This window comes from Streptomyces sp. NPDC056161, assembly GCF_042268025.1.
Classification (GTDB): domain Bacteria; phylum Actinomycetota; class Actinomycetes; order Streptomycetales; family Streptomycetaceae; genus Streptomyces.
The window spans coordinates 98115-118727 of the sequence record NZ_JBHJUV010000023.1 but is presented as its reverse complement, the minus strand read 5'-3'; the positions used below and the strand labels follow the sequence as shown (position 1 = coordinate 118727).

The following is a 20613-nucleotide window of genomic DNA, read 5'->3' as shown; positions in this document are numbered from 1 at the left end:
CCCTTGGCAGGTGCTGCGGCGCCGGCTGGGGCCGCCCCCGTTCGATGCGGGACGGCTGCCTCGCCGCACCAATGGCGGAGTGCCGGCAGGAGCGCGGCCTGCCTGCTGCCTGATGCCGTCCGCGTCGCCACTGGCCGCCGAAGTGCCGGACTCGTGCCCGCCCGGTCACGAACCGGAGAGCAGCGCCGCGCTCACGGCGGTGACGGCCGGCAGCAGGAGGAGGACGGCGATCCGCACGCACCTGTTCTTGCTACGGGCGATCCGGCTGGTTCCGGTCAAGGTACGCATCAGCCGAGGATGCGGATCACAACTGCTCCGAAGAAGACCCGACGGCAGTTCGTCCTTGCGCTCCGCCTGGACCACGTCCTCGTAGTAGGCGAGGACGTGGGAGCTGTCCCTGATCCTCGGTCCGTGGCGGGGCAGCAGTGCCGCCAGGAGAAACAGCAGCGCCGCGGTGGTGGTGACCGCCCCCGTCCACCACAGCGGACGGGGCCAAGAGGCGCAGGCCGGGTAGCGGGCGAAGAGGAATCCCAGGAGCGATCCGCAGGCGGTGAGCAGGACAGCGGCTTTGCCGTCCGCCCGGCCGATCTCCACATGGTTCTGAGCGATCAGCTCGCGTGACAGGGCGACTACGTCCTCGGGGTCGCGTACGACCTGCGGGCGGCGGCGGGTCAGGGCGAGCGGGAGCCTCACCGGTGGTCTCCGTAGCCGCTGTCCCCGCCGCCCGTCGGTTCCGTACCGTTGAGCTGACGCAGGATCTCATCACCTTGCGGTACTCCCACGTCACTGAGCACATGGGCCAGACTCACGCCTACGAAGCTCCGGTCCTCGGGTGTGAGTGACTGGAGTGTCGCCGCGAGCGTGCGTTCCCAGCCGTCCGGGTCGGAGAGGACGTTGCGGTGGGTGACGGTCCAGTCGAGCACGTCCCTTGCCTGTTCCGGCTGGTGCAGCAGCCAGAGTGCTGCCAGACCCACGGGACCGCCCGCGATGACCTCACGATAGAAGCGGTACGCCTCGCGGTGAGCCTCGCCGAAGCCTGACGGGAGGAGCAGTCGCGTGTCGTCGCCGGACGCGGGCAACAACGCGGCAGGCGGGTCCAGGAACCAGTAGGTGAGGCCCGAACCGTCGATCGCCTGAGCCCGGCCGGGCGGTATGACCTCGGTCGTGCCGAAGTGGTGCGGCGGCTTTCGCAGCGGGTCGGCCGTGCCGGGCGGGACGGCCGCACCGGGCGAGACGGCCTGCTCTCGGATGTGGCCGATCACCAGGTCCCGGGCCCTTTCCTCGGTGAGCTGGTTCCGCGCCGCCAAGACCGGGTTGCTGACCCTCCAGGCGACCTCGTAACGGGCGGGGGCCTTCGGCGAGCGGCGCGGCAGGTCGATCAAGAGGCGCCGCTCGGCGAGCGAGACCCACACGACGTCGAAGAAATCCCCCCGGCGCACCGCACGCACCGTCGGCCGCGGGTAGCCCCAATGGTCGGGGCCGCGGGGCGGCACCATGCGGTCCTGTCCCTCGCTCGCGAGGAGCACCAGGGCACGTTCTTCTCGAAAGCCGAGGCGGAGGCGGAGCAGCTGCCGGACGGGCGAGGAGGTGAGGGGCGTGACGAGTGGACCGGTCATGATGAGAGCCCTCCTGGGGGAAGGAACGTCTGGGCGCGATGGCGGCGCAGTACGAAGCGCAGGACGCCACGGTGGGTTCGGGCCATGGCGGCCAGTGCCGTCAGGAAGTGCGGGAAGGCAGTGCGGTGTCGCAGGTCCGGATCGCTCTCGATCAGGGACAGACCCGTCGCCGTCGCCGCGTACGTGTCGGCGTCGTCGAGAGCGGCGACCACGAGGTCGAGTGCTTGCTCGGGGCGGTCCTGGAGGAGGTCGGAGAGGCGGACGCGGCGGACGCTCGGCGTGCCGGGCCGAGGGAAGGCCGCCAGGCTCATCGATTCGATGACGTGGACGGCCATCGTGTGGCGCTGCGTTCCCGGACCGGCCGCCTGCCACGCGTGCAGGCGGTCGAGGACCAGCGGATGGTTGGCGTTCTCGGAGAGCAGGGTGCTGAGGGCGAAGGACACCGCGGTGCGCAGGCGTCGCCCCAGCTCCTTGTCCGGGTCGTCGAGTACGGCGTCCAGAAGCCTGAGGGCGACGGTGGGGTGAGCCAGGCCGTAGCTGCCCGCGCAGGTTTCGGCCACGGTGCAGCGGAGGGGTTCGTGGGCGGCCCGGCTCCAGCTCCGCAACTGCTCGCGAACCGGACGGGTATGGGCGGGATGCTGCGCCATCTCACCCAGCGCGTAGGCCACCAGCCGGCGCTGCCAACGCATGGGCGAGGCGGCGAAGGACTGCAACCGACGCAGGGGGTCCGGGCCGGTCGCGTGTGCCAACACCTTTCCGATCGCCTGGCCCGCCGCGAGTTCGATGCCGGACTGGTGGGGAGTTTCCTCCAGCGTCCTCCACAGCAGTTCGGCCATGCCTTCGTAGTCCAGCCACAGGCAGCGGAGCAGGGCGTCCGACCGGTGTCGTCCGGAGAAGACGATCGGTTGGACCGGGTAGCGCTGTGCCACCCCGAGGCGCGCCGGAAGCGGCCGGGCGCCGATGGCTTTCAGCCGCTCCTCGAAGGCGGGCCCGAGAAGGTCGGGTTGAGTCCACGGCCCCTCCACCAAAGGTTCGCGGCCACCCGTACCTTCCGGACGTCCGGCCCTGGCAGCCACCGGCCCGCCCCGTTCGGCGAGGCGGTGGCGCAGGGTCGTAGCGAAGTCTTCGACAACCGTACGATCCTGGCCGGACAGCAGCGCGACCGCCGCCATCAGGGCGAGGTCGTCGGCTCGATGGCGCGATGTGGTCAGCGCTTCGCGTGCCGCCTCCACGCTGCCGGCCCGCAGATCGACGAGCAGGGACGTGGGTGTCCCGCCTGACCTGACGAGATCACGTAGCCCATCGGCCACTTCCACACCGGCTCCCGGCAGGAGATGGGTGCTGAGGTAGCCGACGAAGTCCGTCGAAGTGAGGTGTGTCCTCGCCTCGGCGCCCTGGTCAGCGCTGAGTTCACCCGTCCCGGTCATGACGTCCAGGCGCTTGGCCGCGACGTCGGCCGACGCTGGTGGGCGGTGCGCGACCTGCCAGGCCACCGTGTCGGCGGGAAGCTCCACCTCCGCCCGGACCGTGATGACCAGATGGGCGCCCGACTGACGCAGCGACGCGGCCAGCGCGGTGAGCGCCACTTCACTGAGCGAGGCTGCGGCCTGCGGTGACATGCCCTGGAGCACATAGCCGCGGCTTTCCTTGGGGCGCCAGTCCGAGACGTCGTCCGGTGAGTCCACCCCGGTGACGCCGCCCGTCCCGTACCGCTCCGTCAGCAGAGCGAACGCGGTGGTACTCGCGCCCGTACCGCTGCCGGCCCGCAGTATCAGGACGTGGCTGTCCAGCACTTTCCGGCACTGTTCGTACCTCGGCGGTTCGACGAATCCGTACAACCGGGCACGGACCTCCTCCGCGAGGTAACGGCCCTCCCGCAGGCGGGGCTCGGGGATGCGGTTGCTGACGTCGTCGTCGCGCCCGAAATACAGGTTGACGTCACGTCCGACCCCGCCGCCCATCAACGCCAAGCCCTGGTCCAGCCGCTGCTCGTTGCCGCGATAGGAGTACGACGGGGCCCGCAGGTCACCGCCGTCTTCCGGGCCGTCCGGCGTCGCGGCGGCGTCGGTGTCGCCGCTCACCGCGATTCCCCGACCTCGCCGACGCGCTTGTCGCCCGCCACGTTGTCACCGCTGCCCCAGTGCTGATTGGTTCCGTGGTACGCGGTCGAGCCGCCGGTGTACGTGACGTCCCGTCCGACACTCCCCATGATCGCGACGCCCTCGTGGACGTTCTGGGTGTTGTCGTCGTAATGCGCGCCGGACCGCTTCTTGTGGTCCTCTTCGCCTTCTGCGGGGGCATCGTTCTGCGCTGCCGACTCCGCACGCGGTCGCACACCGGCCTGCACCAGGTTTCCCGAGGGCGAAGGGACGTACAGCCAGGCCCGTTGCGAGAAGTGCTTCCCCTCCACCGTGGCCGGCACTTCCACGCAACGGTCAGGGTGCAGTCCGGAGTATCCGCCGAGCACGACGTCCTCGTAGACACGGTGGGAGATGACCGCGGCCAAGTGGGTGACCTGCTCGCTCGCGGCCGCGAGGATCGCCTTGACCGGTCGCGAATCCAGCAGCCGGTGTGTGTCGTTGCGAGCCGTCCCATTGCCGTCACCGGGGCTGTCGGCGTCCGGGAGCGGACCGACGTGGACACTGGCGCGAAGCCGGATGCGGGGACCGACACTGTGCAGGTTGTACGCGCCGAGAATGTCGTCCAGCACACCCAGGAACGGCCAGAGGACGAACGGCATCAGCGTCGGCTCGAAGCCGAACACCACCCCGTCGCCCGTGTTGGCGGGGAAGCGCTTGGAGTCGCGCAGTTCGTGGAGTTCGGCCCGCTCAAGCGCCTGGTCGACGAGTTCGGGGATCAACCGGCTCACCGGGCCGTGCTGAATGGCGGGAAGCCCGGTGAAGTCCTTCGCGTCGACCGCGAACAGGGCACGGTAGGGAGGCAACGGCCGGCTTTGGGCGTACGGGGTGGGAACAGACATGCCTGGTCTCCTCGTGGAGGACGGACGGTGACGAAGCCGATGAAGGCTGATTCGAGGTTCCGTCGGTCCGGTCCGCTCCACTGCACAGCACAGGGCACTTCGCGGGTGTCTCAGATCACAGTCGAGGCGGCCCCCGTCGACACTTCCGGCCCGGGTACCGGTCCGCTCAACCGGCCGGGGGTGACGGCGGCACGGGCGACACGGGCGACACGGGCGACACGGGTGGGGACTCCAGCGTCGCCCAGCGCCGTAGCGCGGTCACATCGTTGATGACGATCACTTTGCGGGCCGTCGCGACCGCACCGGATCCCCGCAGTTCCCGCAGTCCCGTGATGACCGCGTTGCGAGTCACTCCGATCGCCTGGGCGATCTCCTCCTGACTCAGGCCCGTGAGCCGTAGGCCGTCGGGTCCCCCTCCCCGGGAGTTCAGCTCGGCCAGTCGTAGGAGTGTCCGGGCCAGCCGGACGATCAGGGGCAGGTTCAGCAGTTCGGTGCGGTGCGTGTCGGACTCCCGGAGCCTGGAGAGGGCCTGACGCATCAAGTCCATGACGAGTCCGCGTTGCTCGACGAAGCGGCGGAACCGTGCGGCCTCCAGCACGACAGCCGTGCACGGGGTGAGAGCGATCACCTCCGCCGTACGCGCAGTGTCGTTGAAGACGGACACCTCGCCCAACAAGTCTCCCGGCCCTCGGAAGGCCAGCCAGTTCACGGCTCCGTCCGGTTCCAGGCGTACGACCTTGGCGAGGCCGTGGGTGAGGGCGAGCAGGTACGTTCCCGCAGAGCCTTGCCTCAGCATCACGTCGCGTTCGCGGAAGGTGCGCGTCGTGCCCTGGTCGCGTAAGTCGTGCCACGCCTCGTCCGACAGCACTTCGTCGCCCTCCCGGTACGGTCACTTCGGCCTGCGCCGCCCATGAGTTCTACGCGGGTTTCGCCGCCTGCACCGTTGGCCGGACAACTTTGTCCAAGAACAGCCGCTCCCACCACGCTGTCGCTCGCGGCCTGCCGGTCCGGGGTCGAGCGTGATCAGGGGTCCGTACGCTGGTTGGCAACTCGGGCGGGCGTTGGGCCTTGCCGCAATCAGCACGAGCGGGCTGACCGTCCGCGACGTGCGCGAGTGGCCGGCCAAGCCGGTCGGCATCTGCCAGTGCCCCGAAACACCGAAGGCCCCGGATCTCTCCGGGGCCTTCGACCTGTGTGCACTCGGCAGGATTCGAACCTGCAACCTTCTGATCCGTAGTCAGATGCTCTATCCGTTAAGCTACGAGTGCTTGTATTGTTTTTTCTGCTTTTCCTGCCGCTTCCCGGCCCTCTGGGCCGCTCCTGGCGACAGGAAGAACATTACATGACTGCCGCTGCCATGTGAAATCCGTTCCGCTCACCCCTTGTGACCTGGGAAGACAGCCAGATGGTGGGCTCGGGCGGATCCAGCAGACGGGTCGGACGGCCGGACCGGTCCGACGCCCCAGCTGGACATGGGCGGGCGACCCGGCCAACTCCGGATGGATGTGGACACGGAGCCGTCGACCTGGCCAGGGGTCGACTGCGTGGTCGACGGTGCGGTGGGCGGTGCGGTGCGCGACTGGCGGCGGACGCGTGCCGCAGGGGCGACCCGGTTCACGGGGGTGCCGACGAAAAGCCCGGTCGGACGGCGCCGCGGACGGCCGGCTGCCGCCGGGTAAAGAAGGAAGAGAAACGAAAGAAAAGGAAGAAGGGGAGCGGAGAAAAGGTGGGGAAAGCGGCTTGGGAAATGCTCTGGACATGACTCGGGGAGTTCAACCGATATCGGCTGAACTCCCTGGTCAGAGAGCGGAGGCGGAGGGATTTGAACCCTCGATGGGCTTTAAGGCCCAAACCGCATTAGCAGTGCGGCGCCATAGACCGGACTAGGCGACGCCTCCAGCACTACCTCCCACGCGAGCGCGCGAGTGGTGCGTGCAGATGATGACACAGTCGAGCGTGCTGTCACCAATCGGCTCCCACGGTACTAGGCAGTCGGGCCGCAGAGCAAAGCCCTCGCCCGCCGCGCCCGGCCCCGCAACGTCCGGCGGTCTGCCGCGTTGATCAGGTCATGTTGCTGGTCATCTCGCGCACCGTCGGCTCCGCCGCCGCCCTCGCCGCCGCCTCCGTCACGGCGCTCACCACGCTCACCGCGCTGTCCGCGGCGCCCGCCGTCGCCGCCGCGCCCCGCACCGCCGCGCCCGCCGTCGCCGCCGTCCCCGCGCCGGCCGCCTCGCCCGCCGCCGTCCCCGCGCCGGCCGCCTCGCCCGCCTCCGTCGCGGCGCCGCCGCCCGTCCGGGACGAGGACCGGGCCGGCGGATCAGGGTCCCGATCCCGAGCCGGGTCCGGGCCCGGGCCCGGGTCCGGATCCGGCGACCGGTTGACCATCACCGTCGAGCACGCGGGCCGGGGGCACGACGGGACGTACGAACTGTCCTGTCACCCCGCCGCCGGCAGCCACCCCGACCCGCGCGGCGCCTGTGCCGCCCTGGACAAGAACACCCGCTGGGGCAGCGAGCCGTTCGCGCCCGTGCCGGCGGGCAGCGTCTGCACCATGCTGTACGGCGGACCGGCGACCGCCCGTGTCACCGGCACCTGGGCCGGACGCCCGGTGGACGCCACGTACAACCGCAGCGACGGCTGCCAGACCGCGCGGTGGAACCGGATGGTGCCGTTCCTGCCGGACCTGGGCTCCTGAGCGTCCGCACCGACCGGGTGACCGGGGGCGCACCGGCGATTCGTGGCGGAATCCCCCGGTCCCGTAAACGTCCAGCAAAGGTCTCGCGAAGCGGAGGCATGCGGTCACACGTTCCCCGTCACTTCGTCGTGCGACCTCCCTCTCATCCGGCATCGCGAGCGCAATCGCTGCCTTTAGACTCCCTCGCGTGACACGCTGCGGGCCGGTTGGCAAGATGGCACGAGCGGTCGGCAAGGTGCGGTAACAGGGAGGAAGCGTCTCGTGAGCAGCAGGCCATCCCGAGGCGCTGCTCGCCTCGCAGCCATACTCGACGCGCTGCCCGACGCGTTGGTGCTGGTCAACGCCAATGGGACCGTCGTCAACGCCAACTCCATCGCCCTGGAGGCGTTCGAGGCCCCGGGCACCGCCCTGGTGGGGCGCGGGCTGCTCGATCTGCTGCCCCAGTTCGACTCCCGGCTGATCCCGGGCTCCATGCGACGCCCCGGCCACGTCGACACCCGCGGGCGCACCAAGCCCACGCGGATGATCGCCCGGCGCACCGACGGCAGCGCGTTCCCCGTCGAGGTCACCAGCGCCAACCTGGAGAACGGCCAGCAGGCGTACGACGGTTACGGCTACACCGGCGACGAACTGCTGATGCTCGTCGTGCGCGACCTGTCCGGGACCGTGGACACCGAGGCCGAGCTGGCGCGCTCGCAGCGGCAGACCGAGATGATCCTGCGGGCCGCCGCGGAAGGCGTGGTGGGCACCGACACCGACGGGCGGATCGTCCTCGTCAACCCGGCCGCCGCCCAGATCCTCGGCTACCGCGCCGGTGAACTCGGCGGAAAGGAGCTGCACACCCTCGTACTGCACTCGCGCCCCGACGGCTCCCCGTTCCCGTACGAGGAGTCGCCGCTCGCCGACACCCTGCGCTCCGGGCGCAAGCACCGGGTGCGCGGGCAGGTGCTGTGGTCCAAGGGTGACAAAAAGGTGCCGGTCGATCTGACGACCGCGCCCGTGCGCGACGGCGACCAGCTCGTCGGCGCCGTGATGACCTTCACCGACCGGCGGCCCTATGACGCCCTGGCCGACGAGAAGGCCGCCTCGGACCAGCAGCACGCGCAGCAGCTGGAACGGCTCTCCGAGGACCACGCCTCCGATCTCACCGCCCTGCGCCAGCAGCACGTGGCCGAACTGGAGGAGCTGCGCGAGCGGCACGCGGAGGAGTTGGCGTCCGGCGAGGAGCGGTACGCCGCGCTCGGCGAACGGGAGAAGGACCGCTACGAGGCCCTGTCCGGCCGGCACGAACAGCTGCTCACGCTGCTCGCCGGCTCCCTGCGCGGCCCCCTCGACGAGCTGCGCCGCGACCTGGCGGCCCTCGCCGCCGACGACGCCGGCCAGCTGTGGCCGGAGGCCAACCAGGTGCTCCACCACCTGTCCGCCGGCTACTCCCGCATCACCCAGCTGATCGACAACGTCCTCGGCTACCAGCGGCTCGACGCGGGCACGGAGAACGTCGTCCGTACGAAGGTGATGCTCGACTCGGTCGTCGCCGCCGGTGTCGACGGTGCCGTCGAGCTGATCGGGCCCGGCCGGGTGCAGTTCGCCGTGCACGCGCCGCCCATCGAGGCCGAGGTCGACCCGCAGCGGCTCGCGACCGCGCTCGCCCATCTCATCGCGGACGTCGCCGGGGTCGACGCGACGGGCAACGCGCCCGTGTCGACCGGGGGTTATCTGGACAACACCGTGGTGGTGGCCGCCGCGCAGCGCGGCGAGGTGGTACGGATCGAGGTGCGCGGCCCGTACTCCGGAGGAGATCCGGTGCACGAGCCGATCGTGCGCGGCATCGTCAGGGCCCACGGCGGCGTGCTGCAGACGCACGAGGTGCCGGGCATGAGCGGCAACGCGTACGTACTCGAAGTGCCGCTCGGCGGCGGAGCGGGCGCCGTCCAGGCGCCGGCCCTGCCCGCGGTCGCCACCGGCGGGCCGGCACCGGCCGAGCAGACCTCGGGCGGCGGGCGGCGGCGGGCCCGGCGGTCCTCCGTGGACGCCTTCCTGGACAGCGAGGTCACCGGCGAGTCCGGCGGCGAGACGGAGGCGCCCGCCCCGACCGGGCGGCGCAGGCGGCGGGCGGTCGAGGAGACCGCGTCGGGTGCCGCGGGCCCGGCGGAGGGCACGGAGGTCTCCTCCTCCGGCACGGGTAGGCGGCGCGGACGCCCCGCCGATGACGCCGGCGACGAGGACGGACACGGGCACGGAGACGGGGACGGAGACGGGGACGGAGACGGGGACGGACACGGGGACGAGGGGGTCTCCGAGGGTGCCGTCATGACGGCGGCCGAGCACGCGGCGGGGACCGCCGCGGTGGGCAGTGGCCTCGGCGGGACCGTGCCGCCGCAGGGCGTGCCCGCGCCCCCCGGACGGCGCGCCCGGCGCGAGAGCGGCGAACCGCAGGCCGCGCTGCCGCCCGCGCTGCCTGCCGCGGGCACCCAGCAGGCGCCGCAGGCCGGGGCCGGGCCCGCCCCACTGGCGGCGGCCGCGGGTGCCGCGCCGGCCGAGGACGGGCAGCCGACCGGGCGACGGCGCCGCGCGCTGGCCGCGGCGGCGGAGCGCGCCGCGGCGCAGGAGGCGGGCGCGCGTCCGGTGTTCGCGCTGCCGCCCGCCGATGCGGACCGCTCACCCGTTCCCGGCGTCGGCAACGGCCACGGGAATGGTCATGGGAACGGCCACGGGCCGGGCCAAGGGGATGTGGAAGGGGCCGGGGGCGGCTCCGGGCAGGGGGAGTCCGCGGGTCGCGGGTCGGTGACGGGCCGGGGGTCGGCAGCGGGCCAGGTGCCCGGCGCCGGTCCCGTGCCCGAACAGGCGCCGGTGCCCGCGCAGGGGCCGCTGCCGGTGCCTGCGGTGCCGACTCAGGGACAGGTGCCCGCTCAAGGACAGGTGCCTGCTCAGGGACAGGTGCCTGCTCAGGGACAGGTGCCTGCTCAGGGACAGGTGCCGGCCGTCGGTCCGGCGCCGGTGCCCGGTGCGGGCGTACCCGGCGACCACGGCCGGCACGACGCCGTACCGCACGACCAGGCCGAGGACCACACCCCGCCCCAGCCGCACCCCACCACCGCGCCGACCGGCCGTCGGCGGCGGGCCATGGCCCAGCCGGGGGAGGCTCCGGCGGCGCCGGGCACACCCGCGCAGGGCGTGCCGGTCCAGCCGGCCGGGACGGCGCAGGCGGCACAGGCGGCACAGCCGTTCGCCCCCGTGCCGCCGGGTGCCGCGGTTCCGCCGCCCGCGGCGGCCCCGCCAGGCCCGCAGGACCAGTCCGGCCTGCTCCCGGCCGCCCAACCGCTGCCCGCGGAGACGGCCCCCGCCGCACTCCCGGCCGGGGCTCCACCCGCCGCCGGCACCCCGGCGACGGACACTCCACCGTCCGGCACCCCCAGGACCGGCACCCCAGCGGCCGACGCACTGTCGTCCGCCACGCCGTCGCCCGCCACCCCGGCGTCCGGCACACCGGCGTCCGGCACACCGCTGCCTCCGGAGCACGCCGGTGCCCAGCCGCGCGCGGCCCAGCCGCTGCCCGCCGAGGCGACCGGCGCCCCGGTGGACCCGAACTCGACACAGGGCCGGGCGATCAGTGTGCGCACGCTGGGGCAGGGCGTGCCGTTCAGCAGGCAGGCCGCCCAGGTGCAGCAGCCGACGGCCACGCCTCCCCCGCACGGCCCGAACGCCGCCGGCCGTCGCCGCAAACTGGGCACCCGGCCGGATCCGGCCGCCGACCCCGAGCAGCGCCCTGACCAGCGCCCTGACCAGCGCGCCGAACAGGGGAGTCGGGCGCACTCGCCGTCCGAGCAGCCGTCCGCGCAGCCGTCGCCCGCCGGGCAGTCCCGGCTCGCCCCGGGCACCGAGGGCGCGGGACGCTCGTACGCCATCGGCGCCCCGGACGAGAACGCCGCCGAGGGTCCCGAACCACTCGACGGCCCCGGCGGTGCGATCGAGGTCGCGGACCCGCCGCGCCCGCAGCCGATGGACGACGAACTGCCGCCCGAACCGCTGGACAACCCGCGTCGGCTGCTGGTGTGGCCCGCACCGGACGTCACGACCCAGCAGGCACTGAGCGACCGCGGCTACCGTCCGGTGATCGTGCACTCCCGTGAGGAGGTCGACGCGCAGATCGCCGCCTTCCCGGCCGCGCTGTTCGTGGACCCGCTGACCGGGCCGATCACCCGGACCGCGCTCCAGTCGCTGCGCCAGGCCGCGGTGGCGGCGGAGGTACCGGTCCTGGTCACGGCCGGGCTCGGGCAGGCGACCCGGGAGGCCGCGTACGGTGCCGACCCCGCCGTCCTGCTGAAGGCCCTCGCACCCCGGGACAGCGAGCAGCATCCGCCGCGGGTGCTGCTCATCGAGGAGCACGCGGAGATCGCGCTGGCGCTGACCGCGACGCTGGAGCGGCGCGGGATGCAGGTGGCGCGGGCCGCGAGCGACGCCGACGCGGTGACCCTGGCCGGGCAACTGCGGCCGAACCTGGTCGTGATGGACCTCCTCCAGGTGCACCGCCGCCAGGCCGGGATCATCGACTGGCTGCGCGCGAACGGCCGGCTCAACCGCACCCCGCTCGTCGTCTACACCGCCGCCGTCGACCAGGCCGACCTGCCGCGGCTGGCCTCCGGCGAGACGGTGCTGTTCCTCGCGGAACGCTCCACCAGCACCGAGGTGCAGGCCCGCATCGTCGACCTGCTGGCCCGCATCGGCACCAACTAGCCGCTCCGCGGGGAGTGGCGGCAGCGGTGGAGGGCAGGGACGCGGGCGCTGCGCTGCCGAACCGGTCGGAGACAGATCAGAACCGATCGGAGACGGGCGAGGACCCGTCGTAGACAGGTGAGGACCCGTCGTAGACAGGTGAGGACCCGTCGTAGACAGGTGAGGACCCGTCGTAGACAGGTGAGGACCCGTCGTAGACAGGTGAGGACCGGTCAGAGACGGGTGACTTCCAGTTGACCGTCCGCGTACCGCCTGCGCAGCACCTTCTTGTCGAACTTTCCCACGCTCGTCTTCGGCACCACCTCGACGACCGTCCAGCGCTCCGGGAGCTGCCATTTGGCGATCTTGCCCTCCTGGGCGAGGAAGGTGCGCAGGGCCTCGAAGTCGACGGCGGCGCCCGCTCTGAGGACCACGGTGGCCAGCGGGCGCTCGCCCCACTTGTCGTCCGGTACGGCGACCACGGCGGCCTCCGTGACGTCCGGGTGCGACATCAGGGCGTTCTCCAGGTCGACCGAGGAGATCCACTCACCGCCGGACTTGATGACGTCCTTGGCGCGGTCGGTGAGGGTGAGGAAGCCGTCCGGACTGATGGTGCCGACGTCACCTGTCTTCAGCCAGCCGTCCTCGCTGAACTTCTCGGCGGGTCGCAGCGGCTCGGCGTCGGGGCCGTTGTAGTAGGCGGCCGCGATCCACGGGCCCCGCACCTCCAGCTCGCCCGCCGACTCGCCGTCCCAGGGAAGGCGTTCGCCGCCGGGTCCGGTGAGCCGAGCGGAGACACCGGCCGGAAAACGGCCCTGCGTGAGGCGGTAGGCGAACTCCTCCTCCGTGCCGATCACGTGGGCCGGCGGCCGGGCCACCGTGCCCAGCGGTGAGGTCTCCGTCATCCCCCAGGCGTGGCACACCCGCACGCCGAGCCGGTCGAAGGCCGTCATCAGCGAGGGCGGACAGGCCGAACCGCCGATGGTGACCTGGGTGAGGGAGGTGACGTTCCGGGGCCGGGCGGTCAGCTCGTCGAGCAGGCCCTGCCAGATGGTCGGCACCGCGGCCGCGTGGGTCGGGCGCTCGGACTCGATCATCCCGGCGAGCGGCGCGGGCTGCAGGAAGCGGTCCGGCATCAGCATGTTCACGCCGGTCATGAACGTGGCGTGCGGCAGGCCCCAGGCGTTCACATGGAACTGCGGGACCACGATCAGCGAGGTGTCCTGGTCGGTCAGGCCCATCGACTGGGCCATGTTGACCTGCATGGAGTGCAGGTAGATCGAACGGTGGCTGTAGACCACGCCCTTGGGGTCGCCGGTCGTGCCCGAGGTGTAGCACATGGCGGCGGCCTGGCGTTCGTCCAGCTCGGGCCAGTCGTAGGTGGTCGGTTTGCCCGCGATCAGTTCCTCGTACTCGTGCACCTGCGCCCGGCCGGCCGCCAGCGGGGAGCGGTCGCCGGGGCCGGAGACGACGATGTGCTCGACCGTGGTGAGCCGGGGCAGCAGCGGGGCGAGCAGCGGGATCAACGACCCGTTGACGATGATCACGCGGTCGGCCGCGTGGTTGACGATCCAGGTCAGTTGCTCGGCGGGCAGCCGCAGGTTGAGCGTGTGCAGCACCGCGCCCATGGCCGGGATCGCGAAGTACGCCTCGACGTGCTCGGCGTTGTTCCACATGAGGGTGGCCAGCACGTCCGGCCCACGTACTCCCAGGTCGTCGCGGAGTGCGTGCGCCAGCTGGGCGGCCCGGTCGCCGATCCCGGCGAAGCTACGGCGCTGAGGAGCGGCCTCCCCGGTCCCCCCGGTCCACGTGATGACCTGGGACGAGCCATGGACCCGTCGGCCGTGTTCCAGAATCCGCGAGATCGTCAGCGGGACGTCTTGCATCGTGCTGTACACCGAGGGCCTCCCCATCGAGTTACGCGGTGGTAGCTACTGGCCGCGATTCTCGGGGCATACCCGGCGGTATGTCACTACCTCCGGCCCGCTCGGTCTGTGTTCCACACCGGCATCCCCTGATCGGCGCCGACGACCGGCCCACTCGGCCCTCGGGACAGCACTCGCCTACGAAGACCTGCCCGGAGCCGCCCGCACCGACGCGGACCTCCGTGAAGCCGTCCTCATCGACGGGGGGCCTCTGCGGAGCAGCACTCGCCGACGCGGACCTCCGTGAAGCCGTCCTCATCGACGGGGACCTCCGTGGAGCGGCACTCGCCGACGGAAACCTCCGTGGAGCCGCGCTCGTCGACGGGGGCCTCCGTGAGGTCGCACGATTGGTCCAGGCGTCGGGTTCCCCCTCGTCATCCCACCGCCGAGCGCAACCGGCTGGGCTCGGTACGGACGCTGTCGACCGCACCAACCTCCCGCGGCATCCCCCGACATCCCTCGATATGCCTGCACGCCAGCGATACGCCGGGGGTACGCCCGGAATGTGCCCTGCATGCCCGAATAAGCCCCTAAGCCCCGCAAGATCCACAAGCCCCACAAGGTCTGCAAGCCCCGCAAGATCCGCCAAGAACCGCTATCGAACGAGCCCCAGTTCAGGATCCTCACGCAGCTTGCCGAGCGCACGCGACACCGCGGACTTCACCGTGCCCACCGACACCCCGAGCACCTCGGCCGTCTGGGCCTCGCTCAGATCCTCGTAGTACCGGAGGACGACCATCGCCCGCTGCCGCGCCGGCAGCTTCGTGATCGCCCGCCACATCGCGTCGTGCAGTGCCTGGCGCTCGGCCGGGTCGTCGTCGCCGGGCACGGGCTCCGGCTCGGGCAGTTCGTCGCAGACGAACTCGTCGACCTTGCGCTTGCGCCACTGCGACGTCCGGGTGTTCAGCAGCGCCCGGCGCACATAGCCGTCGAGCGCCCGGTGGTCCTCGATCCGCTCCCACGCCACGTACGTCTTGGTGAGCGCGGTCTGCAGCAGGTCCTCCGCGTCGCTGGGGTTGGCGGTCAGCGAACGGGCGGCACGCAGCAGTACCGGCTGCCGGTCTCTCACGTACGACGAGAACGACGGATACACGGAAGTCCCTCCACCCGACCGAAGCCGGGGGTGGGGCAGGGTCTGCCTCGCCGCCGGGGCGGCGTCCGAAGCACTGGTGCAGACGGGTGTGGTCATGGCTCCACGCTATGAGTGACCTGAGTCGGACGGATCGGCCGCAGGTCCCGAAGCAGAGTCCCCCTCAGGTTGTAGGGGTGGGGGTGGCTACACCTCCTGAAGGTGGAGTAGGGGACGAGACCTGCTCCGGGATGACCCCTGGGGGTCATCCGTCCGCCGCCAGGACCAGCCCCGACGTAGGCACTCCGGTACCGGCCGTCACCAGGATCCGGGCGGCCCCCGGTATCTGGTTGGCGGCCGTGCCCCGCAGCTGGCGCACCCCTTCCGCGATGCCGTTCATCCCGTGGAGGTACGCCTCTCCGAGCTGTCCCCCGTGCGTATTGACCGGCAACCGCTCCTCGGCCATGAAACCCGTCGCCTCCCCTGGCCCGCAGAACCCGAACTCCTCCAGTTGCATCAGAACGAACGGGGTGAAGTGGTCATACAGGATCCCCACGTCGATCTCGGCCGGGGTGAGCCCGGAGGTGCGCCACAGCTGGCGGGCCACCACACCCATCTCCGGCAGGCCGGTCAGGTCGTCACGGTAGAAACTGGTCATCTGTTCCTGGGCCCGGCCGGCGCCCTGGGCGGCCGCCGCGATCACCGCCGGCGCCCGCGGCAGATCACGGGCCCGCTCCACGGAGGTGACCACGAGCGCCTGCCCGCCGTCCGTCTCCTGGCAGCAGTCCAGGAGTCTGAGCGGCTCCACTATCCAGCGCGAGGCTGCGTGGTCGGCGAGCGTGATCGGGCGACCGTGGAAGTACGCCGCCGGGTTGGTCGCCGCGTATGCGCGGTCCCCCACGGCCACTTGCCCGAACGCCTCGGGGGTCAGCCCATACGCGTGCAGATAGCGCTGAGCCGCCATCGCCACCCAGGAGGCCGGGGTGAGCAGCCCGAACGGCAGCGCCCAGCCCAGCGCCACGCCCTCCGCCGACGGCTCCCGGTGCTGCACGCCCGAGCCGAATCTCCGGCCCGACCGCTCGTTGAACGCGCGGTAGCAGACCACCACCTCGGCCACGCCCGTCGCCACCGCGAGCGCCGCCTGCTGGACGGTGGCGCAGGCCGCGCCGCCGCCGTAGTGGATCCGTGAGAAGAAGGACAGCTCGCCCATCCCGCATGCCTGCGCCACGGTGATCTCCGGGCTGGTGTCCATCGTGAAGGTGACCAGCCCGTCCACGTCTCCCGGGGTCAGCCCCGCGTCGTCCAGCGCGGCCCGCACCGCCTCCACCGCCAGCCGCAGCTCGCTGCGTCCGGAGTTCTTGGAGAACTCGGTGGCGCCGATCCCGACGACGGCGGCCCGGCCGCCGAGCTGGTCGCGGGTGCGTACGGCCATCACGCACCTCCCGCCGGGACCGTGACCGTCACCGTCCCGGTCACGTGTCTGCCGATGGCGTTGGACCCGACCACCCGTACTGTCGCGGTGTCGCCGTCCACCTCCTCGACCGTGCCGGTCAGCACCAGGGTGTCTCCGGGATAGTTGGGCGCCCCCAACCGGATGGCGGCCTTGCGGAGGACCGCCGTCGGGCCGAAGTGGTCCGTGATGTACCGGCCGACCAGGCCGTTCGTCGTCAGGATGTTCATGAAGATGTCCGGGGAGCCCTTCTGCCGGGCCAGTTCCGCGTCATGGTGCACGTCCTGGTAGTCCCGGGACGCGATGGCTCCGGACACGATCAGAGTGCGGGTGACCGGGATCTCCAGCGGCGCCAGTTCCGCGCCCGCCGTCATCGCCGGCTTTCCTGCCGTCACCGCCATGCCTCACTCCCCATGTGCGATCAACTTCCCCAGCTCCTGGAGCGCTTCGCTCCCGCATCCCAGATAGGCGTCCAGCTGCCGACCCCACAGGAAGTGCCGGTGCACCGGGTGGTCGAGGTCGGCTCCGGTGCCGCCGTGCAGATGCTGACCCGTGTGGACGACGCGCTGCCCCGCCTCGGACGCCCACCAGGCGGCGGTCAGCGCATGAGTGGCATACGGCAGCCCGGCATCGCGCCGCCAGGCCGCCTCGTACGCCGTCACCCGTATCGCCTCGGTGTCCAGGTGCGCGTCGGCGGCCTTGAGCTGGACGGCTTGGCGAGTGGCTAGCGGGCGGCCGAACTGCTCCCGGGAGTTCGCATGCGTCACCGCCCGCGCGAGCGACCCGGCGCAGACACCGGCCTGGAGCCCGGCGAAGGCGGTACGGGCGGTGGCGAGGATGTCGTCGTAGGCACCGGTGTCCTGGGGCGGCTCGCCGGTCCCCAGGCGCTCCGCGTCGGCGCGGTCCAGGGTGAGGCGGCCGGCCGACCAGGGTGCGGTCAGGTCGACCGGCGTGACCGTCGCCCCGGCGGCGAGGGGGGTCAGCCACAGCCGTCGCCGGCCGTCGGCGACGAGGACGTGTGTGGCGTCGCGCAGCCAGGGGACGACGGGCACCGTGCCGGTCAGCTCGGCCGTGGCCGCTCCCTGTGCCTCCTCCGGTCCGCCCGGTGCCGAGGCCCGCACGTCCGGCTGCGCCGGGAACGCCCCGACGGCCACCAGCGATCCGTCCCTGAGCCCCGGCAGCAGCCGTTCCCGCTGATCCCGTGTGCCGTGAGCCGCCACCGCCAGGATCCCGAAGACACAGCTCGCCGCGTAGGGCACCTGGGCCGTTGTTCGCCCCTGTTCCTCCAGGAGCAGCACCAGGCCGAGCAGTCCCAGCTCCTCCACGGCGCCCACCAGGCCCGCGCCGGTGAGTGCCTTCCACAGTTCCGGGTCGCTGCCGGTGCCGGTGGCCGTGAGCCGTTCGTGCGTGGCCAGGTCGGTGAAGATCCGCGCTGCCAGGTCGCGGGCCGCGGTCTGTTCCTCCGTGGGCGTGAAGTCCATCTCAGACCCCGCCCTCGGTGACCCGGAAGACCGGCAGGACCAGGGGGTCCGTGTCGCCGCCCGGTTCCTCGTACCGCCGGAATTCCACGCGCACCGGCAGGCCGACGCGCACCTCGTCGTAGGGCACCCCCACCACATTGCTCACCATCCGCACGCCTTCGGCCAGTTCGATCAGGCCGACCGCGTAGGGAGGGTCGAACGCGGGGAAGGACGGGTGATGCATCACGACGTACGAGTACACGGTCCCCTCGCCGCTCGCTTCGACCGTGTCCCAGTCCAGGCAGCCGCACGTGTTGCAGCCCGGCAGCCAGGGATGGCGCAGGGTGCCGCAGCCGGTGCAGCGCTGGATGAGCAGCCGGTGCCCGGCCACCCCCTCCCAGAAGCCGGCGGTGTCCCGGTTGACCACCGGTCGGGGGCGCGGGGGCCGTGGTTTCCGATGCACGGGGGCGTATTTGAGGATGCGGAAGCGGTGCGTGCCCGCGAGGTCGGCGCCCACCCGGACGTCCATGCGGGTCGTGACGAAGTACCCCGTGCCGAGCCTGGTCATCTTGCGCTGCGACACCGATTCGATCACCGCGTCGAAGGTGACCTCGTCCCCGGGCCGCAGCGGTCGCAGGTACTCCTGTTCACAGTCGGTGGCGACCACCGAGGTGCAGCCCGCCTCGTCGAGCAGGGTGAGCAGCTCGACGTACGCGTCCGTGCGCCCGTCGTACCCGGAGAGTCCGCCCATGGTCCACGCCTGGAGCATGGTGGGCGGGGCCACGGCGTCCGGGCCTGTGTACGCCGGGTTGGTGTCGCCCATCGCCTCGCACCAGTGCCGGATCATCGGTGCGTTGACCGGGTCCTTGCCCGCGCAGGCGAGGGCTGCGGCCCGTCCTTCGTACGCCTTGAGCCGGACCCACAATTCATCCGGCGCACCCGGCTCGTCCCGCGCGGCCGGCTCGTCCGACGCGCGCCGTTCGTCCGGAGTGCCCGCGGCTGCCGCCGCCCCCGTACCCGAGCCCGTACGCGGCGCACCCGGTCCTGGCCCCGAGTCGACACCCACCGCGGTTTTCCTCCCCGCTCCCGAGCCGAGCCCGGCCGCCCCCTCCACGCCGGTCACCGTGCCCCCTTCCTCACCCGTCACCGCCGCCCCCTCGTCATCCCGAGCCGCATCGTCGCGACGATCTCCCGCTGCACCTCGCTCACCCCGCCCCCGAACGTGTTGATCTGCGCTGCCCTGTTCAGCCGTTCCAGCTCGCCGTCCGCGAAGGCACCCGGCGAACCCGACCGCACCGTCCCTGCCAGCCCGTCCGTCCCGATCGCGTGCTGACATATTCGGTACACCGCCACCGCCGATTCGGTTCCCGCCACTTTCACGCCGCTGGCGTCTCCCGGCGCGAGCCGACCCGCTCCCACGTCCCCCACCAAACGCCAGTTCAGCAGGCGTGTCGCCGCCAGTCGCGCATGCGCCTCTGCCAGCTGCGCACGCACCCAGGGCTCGTCAATCCGACGCTCGCCGGTCACCGGATCGGGGGTACGGGTTGCGGCGACCGCGGCCGCGTAGAAGTCCTCGGCCTGCATGCCGACGGCCGCGAGGGCGACCCGCTCATGGTTGAGCTGGTTGGTGATGAGCGACCAACCCTCGTTCTCGGCCCCGACGAGGTTCCCGGCCGGGACGCGGACCCCGTCGTAGTAAGTGGCCGTGGTGGTCTGCCCGCCGACCGTCTCGATGGGCGTCCACGAGAACCCCTGCGCGTCGGTGGGGACGAGAAGGATCGAGATGCCGCGGTGCCGGGGCGCCTCGGGATCGGTGCGGCAGGCGAGCCAGATCCAGTCCGCGTACTGGGCACCCGAGGTGAACGTCTTCTGCCCGTCGATCCGCCAGCCGTCGCCCGCCCGCACGGCCCGCGTCCGCAGCGAGGCCAGGTCGGTACCGGCCGACGGCTCGCTGTAGCCGATCGCGAAGGTGAGCTCCCCGCTGAGGATACGGGGCAGGAAACGGGCCTTCTGCTCCTCGCTGCCGTACTTCATGAGCGTGGGCCCGACCGTGTTCAGGGTGACCATCGAGACCGGGGCGCCGGCCCGGTACGCCTCGTCGAAGAACACGAATTGCTCGTCCGCGCCCCGGCCCTGGCCGCCGTACTCGACCGGCCAGCCGAGCCCGAGCCAGCCGTCGTCGCCGATCCGGCGCAGCAGCGCCCGCCGCTCCCGTGGCTCGACGGGTCCGGTCGGCAGCACGGCCCGGAAATAGGCGCGGAGTTCGGTGCGCAGCTGCTGCTGGCGTTCAGTGGGGGCGAGGTGCACGGCGGTGTAACCTCCCGGCCCGGTGACGGATTCGTACGGACCGGGTCCGGGCCCGCACGAACGGCGCTCTCTGGCTGGACGATGATTTCTGACTGTCCGTCAGATACCGCCAGGTGTCAAGGTCGCCGGAAGATCGGAGGGCCTGAAGACCGGGGGACGGGGCGAAGGAGAAGAAGGAAGGGGGGATGGAGGAAGAGGGGAGCAAAGGGAAGGCGCCGGAGACGGGAGCCAGGGAACAAAGGACAAGAAACAAGAAACAAGAAACAAGAAACAGAGGACAGGAGACAGGTGACAGGGGACAGGGGACAGGGGACGGCAGCGGAAAACGCCTGCGCGGCGGTACCGAAGTACCGCCGCGCAGACGTGCTACGACCCCGAAAGCACACCCCACACAGGAC

At 71.8% G+C, this 20613-nt stretch carries 14 protein-coding genes and 2 tRNA genes; 2 read left to right on the top strand and 14 right to left on the bottom strand.

The window, feature by feature from the left end:
* Window positions 1-165 precede the first annotated feature (165 nt).
* The 7 genes from ACFC09_RS22415 to ACFC09_RS22385 form a co-directional block, all read right to left on the bottom strand.
* The gene (locus ACFC09_RS22415) at window positions 166-693 is read right to left on the bottom strand and encodes a Pycsar system effector family protein (RefSeq protein WP_376531061.1); all 528 of its coding nucleotides are present in this window, start codon (window positions 691-693) and stop codon (window positions 166-168) included.
* Complete coding sequence (locus tag ACFC09_RS22410) at window positions 690-1616, bottom strand: hypothetical protein (RefSeq protein WP_376531059.1); 927 nt, start codon at window positions 1614-1616, stop codon at window positions 690-692. Before ACFC09_RS22410 ends, ACFC09_RS22415 begins: the two co-directional genes overlap by 4 nt.
* Window positions 1613-3697 (bottom strand): hypothetical protein, encoded by a 2085-nt coding sequence (locus tag ACFC09_RS22405; RefSeq protein ID WP_376531057.1) that lies wholly within the window; start codon window positions 3695-3697, stop codon window positions 1613-1615. The genes ACFC09_RS22410 and ACFC09_RS22405 overlap by 4 nt, the downstream gene beginning before the upstream one ends.
* Window positions 3694-4596 carry a hypothetical protein gene (locus tag ACFC09_RS22400; protein ID WP_376531054.1) on the bottom strand — a complete coding sequence of 301 codons (903 nt, stop codon included), beginning with the start codon at window positions 4594-4596 and terminating at the stop codon, window positions 3694-3696. Before ACFC09_RS22400 ends, ACFC09_RS22405 begins: the two co-directional genes overlap by 4 nt.
* Before the next feature lie 166 nt (window positions 4597-4762).
* Window positions 4763-5464 carry a Crp/Fnr family transcriptional regulator gene (locus ACFC09_RS22395; RefSeq protein WP_376531052.1) on the bottom strand — a complete coding sequence of 234 codons (702 nt, stop codon included), beginning with the start codon at window positions 5462-5464 and terminating at the stop codon, window positions 4763-4765.
* Between the two features lie 327 nt (window positions 5465-5791).
* A tRNA-Arg gene (locus ACFC09_RS22390) sits at window positions 5792-5864 on the bottom strand.
* A gap of 539 nt (window positions 5865-6403) precedes the next feature.
* Window positions 6404-6494, bottom strand: a tRNA-Ser gene (locus tag ACFC09_RS22385).
* Window positions 6495-6664: 170 nt separating this feature from the next.
* Between ACFC09_RS22385 and ACFC09_RS22380 the strand changes: the two genes are divergently transcribed.
* Together ACFC09_RS22380 and ACFC09_RS22375 are read left to right on the top strand one after the other, a co-directional pair.
* Window positions 6665-7291: an SSI family serine proteinase inhibitor gene (locus ACFC09_RS22380; protein ID WP_376531050.1), complete on the top strand. Its 627-nt coding sequence runs from the start codon at window positions 6665-6667 to the stop codon at window positions 7289-7291.
* A 261-nt stretch (window positions 7292-7552) separates the two neighbouring features.
* Window positions 7553-12025, top strand: coding sequence for a PAS domain-containing protein (locus ACFC09_RS22375; protein WP_376531048.1), 4473 nt, complete (start codon window positions 7553-7555; stop codon window positions 12023-12025).
* A 212-nt stretch (window positions 12026-12237) separates the two neighbouring features.
* Here ACFC09_RS22375 and ACFC09_RS22370 read toward each other — a convergent pair whose 3' ends face one another.
* The 7 genes from ACFC09_RS22370 to ACFC09_RS22340 form a co-directional block, all read right to left on the bottom strand.
* Window positions 12238-13902 carry a long-chain fatty acid--CoA ligase gene (locus ACFC09_RS22370; protein ID WP_376531045.1) on the bottom strand — a complete coding sequence of 555 codons (1665 nt, stop codon included), beginning with the start codon at window positions 13900-13902 and terminating at the stop codon, window positions 12238-12240.
* Between the two features lie 622 nt (window positions 13903-14524).
* Window positions 14525-15118, bottom strand: a complete 594-nt coding sequence (locus tag ACFC09_RS22365) for a SigE family RNA polymerase sigma factor (RefSeq protein WP_376531042.1) — start codon at window positions 15116-15118, stop codon at window positions 14525-14527.
* A 145-nt stretch (window positions 15119-15263) separates the two neighbouring features.
* On the bottom strand, window positions 15264-16430 hold the full coding sequence (locus ACFC09_RS22360) for a lipid-transfer protein (protein ID WP_376531040.1): 1167 nt from the start codon (window positions 16428-16430) through the stop codon (window positions 15264-15266).
* Window positions 16430-16822 (bottom strand): MaoC/PaaZ C-terminal domain-containing protein, encoded by a 393-nt coding sequence (locus ACFC09_RS22355; protein WP_376531149.1) that lies wholly within the window; start codon window positions 16820-16822, stop codon window positions 16430-16432. The genes ACFC09_RS22360 and ACFC09_RS22355 overlap by 1 nt, the downstream gene beginning before the upstream one ends.
* A gap of 30 nt (window positions 16823-16852) precedes the next feature.
* The gene (locus ACFC09_RS22350) at window positions 16853-17929 is read right to left on the bottom strand and encodes an acyl-CoA dehydrogenase family protein (protein ID WP_376531038.1); all 1077 of its coding nucleotides are present in this window, start codon (window positions 17927-17929) and stop codon (window positions 16853-16855) included.
* A 1-nt stretch (window position 17930) separates the two neighbouring features.
* Window positions 17931-18833 (bottom strand): bifunctional MaoC family dehydratase N-terminal/OB-fold nucleic acid binding domain-containing protein, encoded by a 903-nt coding sequence (locus tag ACFC09_RS22345; RefSeq protein ID WP_376531147.1) that lies wholly within the window; start codon window positions 18831-18833, stop codon window positions 17931-17933.
* Between the two features lie 218 nt (window positions 18834-19051).
* Window positions 19052-20215 carry an acyl-CoA dehydrogenase family protein gene (locus tag ACFC09_RS22340; RefSeq protein ID WP_376531035.1) on the bottom strand — a complete coding sequence of 388 codons (1164 nt, stop codon included), beginning with the start codon at window positions 20213-20215 and terminating at the stop codon, window positions 19052-19054.
* Between the last annotated feature and the right edge of the window lie 398 nt (window positions 20216-20613).